The sequence below is a fragment of the Limnospira sp. PMC 289.06 genome (assembly GCF_032350395.1).
Classification (GTDB): domain Bacteria; phylum Cyanobacteriota; class Cyanobacteriia; order Cyanobacteriales; family Microcoleaceae; genus Limnospira; species Limnospira platensis.
In genome coordinates, this window is sequence record NZ_JARPLC010000211.1 from 1 (window position 1) to 4,449 (window position 4,449).

The following is a 4,449-nucleotide window of genomic DNA, read 5'->3' on the forward strand; positions in this document are numbered from 1 at the left end:
CGGGTTCACCGGGGTCTTCTGTGGTAACAGACCAGTTACATCAACCCGCCCCCGCCCCCTGTAGGGGAGGTTTCACCGGGGTCTTCTGTAGTAACAGACCAGTTACATAAACCCGCCCCAGCACCCTGTAGGGGCGGTTTCACCGGGGTCTTCTGTGGTAACAGACCAGTTACATCAACCCGCCCCCGCCCCCTGTAGGGGAGGTTTCACCGGGGTCTTCTGTAGTAACAGACCAGTTACATAAACCCGCCCCAGCACCCTGTAGGGGCGGTTTCACCGGGGTCTTCTGTGGTAACAGACCAGTTACATCAACCCGCCCCCGCCCCCGCCCCCGCCCTGGCCCTATTGTTGGCGTATCAACCCGCCTGTTGGCGGCGTATCAACCGACCCCTTAGTCGTCAGCATAAACATAGCGATATAACTCGCTAGGGTCAGGTTCAGGGCTAGTCTGAGCAAACTCAACCGCGTCATTAATGACATCCTGAACCTTTTTGTCGATCGCCTTCAACTCGTCACTATCAGCGAGATTATGTTCAGTCAAATAGGCGAAAAACTTATTAATAGGGTCACGAGCAAACCAAAACTCTTTTTCATCGCGATCGCGCAATTCATCAGGGTCAGCCAAAGAGTGACCCCGGAAACGATAAGTTAAGGCTTCAATGAGGGTTGGACCTTCTCCAGCACGGGCTCTAGCGATCGCCTTTTGAGCCACCTCTCGAACCGCCAAAACATCCATACCATCGACTTCATAACCAGGCATTCCAAAAGCGGGACCTTTCTTATAAATTTCCGGGTCAGAAGTCGCCCGTTCATGAGCCATACCAATAGCCCACTTATTATTTTCCACCACAAACAAAATAGGTAACTTCCAGAGAGTCGCCATATTCAAACACTCATAGAACTGGCCATTGTTGCAGGCTCCATCTCCAAAAAAGCAAGCCGTGACCGTATCAGAACTTTCATCTCCCATTACTTCCCGGCGATACTTACTCTGAAAAGCCGCCCCCGTAGCCACAGGGATGCCTTCCGCCACAAAAGCAAAGCCGCCGAGCAAATTATGTTTAGACGAGAACATATGCATCGAACCGCCACGACCCTTAGAGCAACCTGTAGCTTTACCAAACAATTCAGCCATCACCTCTCGTGCGGTAACTCCAGCACTGAGGGCGTGTACATGGTCGCGATAGGTACTACAGACAAAATCCTCGTCGCGGCGCATAGATCGAATTACCCCGGTAGAGACTGCCTCCTGTCCATTGTAAAGATGAACAAACCCGAACATTTTGCCCCGGTAGTACATTTCGGCGCACTTGTCCTCAAATAAGCGCCCTAGCACCATATCCTCATAAAGCATCAACCCTTCCTCTCGGGTGATGACTACAGAATCGACTTGAAAACTAGGTACTGTGCGTTCCTTAACCATTGCGTTACCTTGTGAAACTGTTTACTGCTGCGTGTTGCCAATTAATTATAAGTAGGTGCGGGTTCACCGGAGTATATGATAATTTGTAGGGGCGGGTTCACTGGGCTATATAGTAGTGACAGATAAATGCACATAGCTCCCGCTGCCTAAGCGCTACATCAACCTGCCCTTGTGGGGGGAGGTTCACTGGGCTATATAGTAGTGACAGATGAATGCACTTGCGCGATCGCCCTCACGAGAGAATATTCTATAGGAATAGGGGCAAAACCCAAGTTTTTTCAGGGTAGGGGCACAAGGACGGGAAAAATTACAGCGACCAACCTATAATTTGGGGTAGAATGCAGCACATTGTGTAGGATATAATTAAAAATCCCCGTTGGTTTATTCGCGGGGAAAGTAGGGGTGGGTTCACGCCCGGTATATGGTAATTGGTAGGGGCAGAAGGAATCGATAAATAGCAATAGTAAACTGATAATTTTTTCCCCTACTCCCTCTTCCGCCGCCCTCCCCTAGCTCCTTCCCTAGCTCCCGGACAGTGGGATGGGATGGTCTGGAGGGATGTCAAACCTGCCCTAAATCAGTCGCTCGCCCTTGGGGATGAACCAGAATGCGTATTCCACTCGATTACTACCGAATTTTAGGCTTACCAATCCAAGCGACTGCCGACCAGTTAAAGCAGGCTAGAGGCGATCGCATTCAGCAACTTCCCAGGCGGGAGTATTCTGATCTGGCGATCGATGCTAGAAAGCAGTTAATTGATGAAGCCTACGCAGTCCTGTCAGACCCAGACCAACGCGGGGCCTATGACATGGGGTTTCTAGCCAAAACCTACGATATCCCCTCAAACCCATCACTGTCGGGGGTAGGAGGGGAAAAGGACACAGATTCTCACCGAGCCAGTATAGAGATAGACGATCGCCAGTTGGTGGGGGCTTTGCTGATCTTGCAAGAGTTAGGGGAATATGAACAAGTTGTAGCCATGACTCGCCCCTGGGTAGGAACCAGCACTATTGGTCTGAAAGATGGTCGGTTTGGAGACCCCGATCTAGTTGTGCCGGATATGGTTCTGACGGTAGCCCTAGCATATTTAGAACTGGGTCGGGAACAGTGGCAGTCTCGGCAATATGAAAACGCTGCTATTTCCCTAGAATCGGGTCAAGATCTGCTGTTACGCGAAAGCCTGTTTGCCAGTCTACGGGGAGAAATGCAGGCAGATCTTTATAAACTGCGCCCCTATCGGATCATCGAACTGCTACAACTGCCAGAGGTGAAAACTGATGAACGTCGCCGGGGATTGCAGTTGTTGCGGGAAATGCTCCATGAAAGAGGCGGTATTGATGGTCATGGTGACGATCGCTCTGGTCTGAATGTGGAGGATTTTCTACGCTTTATCCAGCAATTGCGTAGTTCTTTGACTACCACTGAACAACAGACCCTATTTGAGATGGAGGCTCATCGTCCCTCCGCCGTTAGCACATACCTAGCCGTTTATGCTTTATTGGCTCAGGGATTTGCACGCGCCCAACCGGCTCTGATTCGCAAAGCTAAGTTAATGTTAATGCAGTTGGGTCGCCGTCAGGATGTGCATTTGGAAAAGGCGGTTTGTTGTCTGTTACTAGGACAGACTGAAGAAGCTAGTCGTGCCCTGGATTTGAGCCAAGAACAAGAAGCGATCGCCTTTATTCGCGAAAATTCTGTCGATTCCCCAGACCTGTTACCCGGGTTATGTCTGTATGCAGAACACTGGTTAGCCGAAGAGGTTTTTCCCCATTTCCGAGATTTGCAAAATCAGTCAGTTTCTCTCAAAGAATATTTTGCTAATAAGCAGGTTCAATCTTATTTAGAGGCACTTCCCGCCGAGGCGCGTGCCACATCCAATGAGTGGGTCGTAGTACAACCTCGCCGCAGCAGTAGGTCAGATCATGAATTGACTTACGCACAATCGGGATCGACCCCCGCAGTTTCAACATCTGCAAATCCCGCTCAATCAGCACCTTACTCCTCTAGTCCTGATGGTCTAAGCAATGGGCATTCGCCTACCGGTTCTGTGGGAATGCCTACAGGCTCTCAGTCATCCCATAGTGGTGCTAATTCTCCCTCCGCACAGGTTCCCAAAACCACCCCCCCAGGTAGATTCAATCAATCGACTAATGAATCTACCTACCTCCAAAAACCAGCCAGAGGGAGTTCATCTAAATCTCATCAACCCTCTCCGGTGGCATCTTCTAGCGCTGCCGGATTAAACGGTACTCCTACGGCTAATCTGCCACCACTGGGTCAGGGTAGCCCTCAACCTAACTCTCCCAGACGAACTAGAGGAAAGGGAACCCATGAATCCAACTACAAGGTTAAAAGATTAATCTTGGTAGCCTTAGTGGGATTGTTTGGGATTTGGTTATTATGGATGATTTTGAGTGCCATTTTTGGTTGGATTGGTAATGCCCTAGAGGGAATGGGTGGACCGAGATTGACAGCCGATGGGCCAGAAATCCGCCTTGATAATTCTCCGATCGCTATTCCTGAACCCGAACCAGACAACCCCCTAGCGGCTGACCTGGACCCCACTGTAGCCCAACAGGTAGTTAATCAGTGGTTGACTGCTAAATCTGCCGCTCTAGGTCCTGAACATCAAACTCAAGGATTAAGGGAAATTTTGGTTGAGCCTTCCCTGGCTCGGTGGATGGGGCTTTCCGAGTCATTAAGGCAGGAAAATTCCCACAGGCGTTTTCAGCATGAAGTTAGGGTCCAGAGTGTTGATGTCAATGAGAATAATCCCAATCAAGGTACTGTTGATGCTCAGGTGCGGGAAGTTACCCAATTCTATCAAGGTAATCAAATGGAGAGGTCTGAGGATAGCACCCTACAAGTTCGATATCAACTCGTCCGAGATCAGGGTCCTTGGCGGATACGGGATTGGGATATAATTCGTTAGCTTTGGCCACACCCAGACCCGCACTCCAATTTTGACAATTTTTAACAAAATGTGGCGGAATTCCCCTTCCTCGCTTGCAGGGAGGGGATGAATA

General features: G+C 49.9%; 2 protein-coding genes. One reads left to right on the forward strand and one right to left on the reverse strand.

Annotated features, from left to right (window positions below; all coding sequences use genetic code 11):
• Nucleotides 1-391: 391 nt before the first annotated feature.
• Complete coding sequence (gene pdhA, locus P5674_RS23340) at nucleotides 392-1,423, reverse strand: pyruvate dehydrogenase (acetyl-transferring) E1 component subunit alpha (protein ID WP_014276531.1); 1,032 nt, start codon at nucleotides 1,421-1,423, stop codon at nucleotides 392-394.
• A 607-nt stretch (nucleotides 1,424-2,030) separates the two neighbouring features.
• Between pdhA and P5674_RS23345 the strand changes: the two genes are divergently transcribed.
• Nucleotides 2,031-4,355, forward strand: coding sequence for an IMS domain-containing protein (locus P5674_RS23345; protein ID WP_006616379.1), 2,325 nt, complete (start codon nucleotides 2,031-2,033; stop codon nucleotides 4,353-4,355).
• Nucleotides 4,356-4,449: the final 94 nt, after the last annotated feature.

Excerpts from the sequence above, each read along its gene's own strand:
- pdhA (WP_014276531.1), bottom strand. The coding sequence starts at position 1,423 with ATGGTTAAGGAACGCACAGTACCTAGTTTTCAAGTCGATTCTGTAGTC.
- P5674_RS23345 (WP_006616379.1), top strand. The coding sequence starts at position 2,031 with ATGCGTATTCCACTCGATTACTACCGAATTTTAGGCTTACCAATCCAA.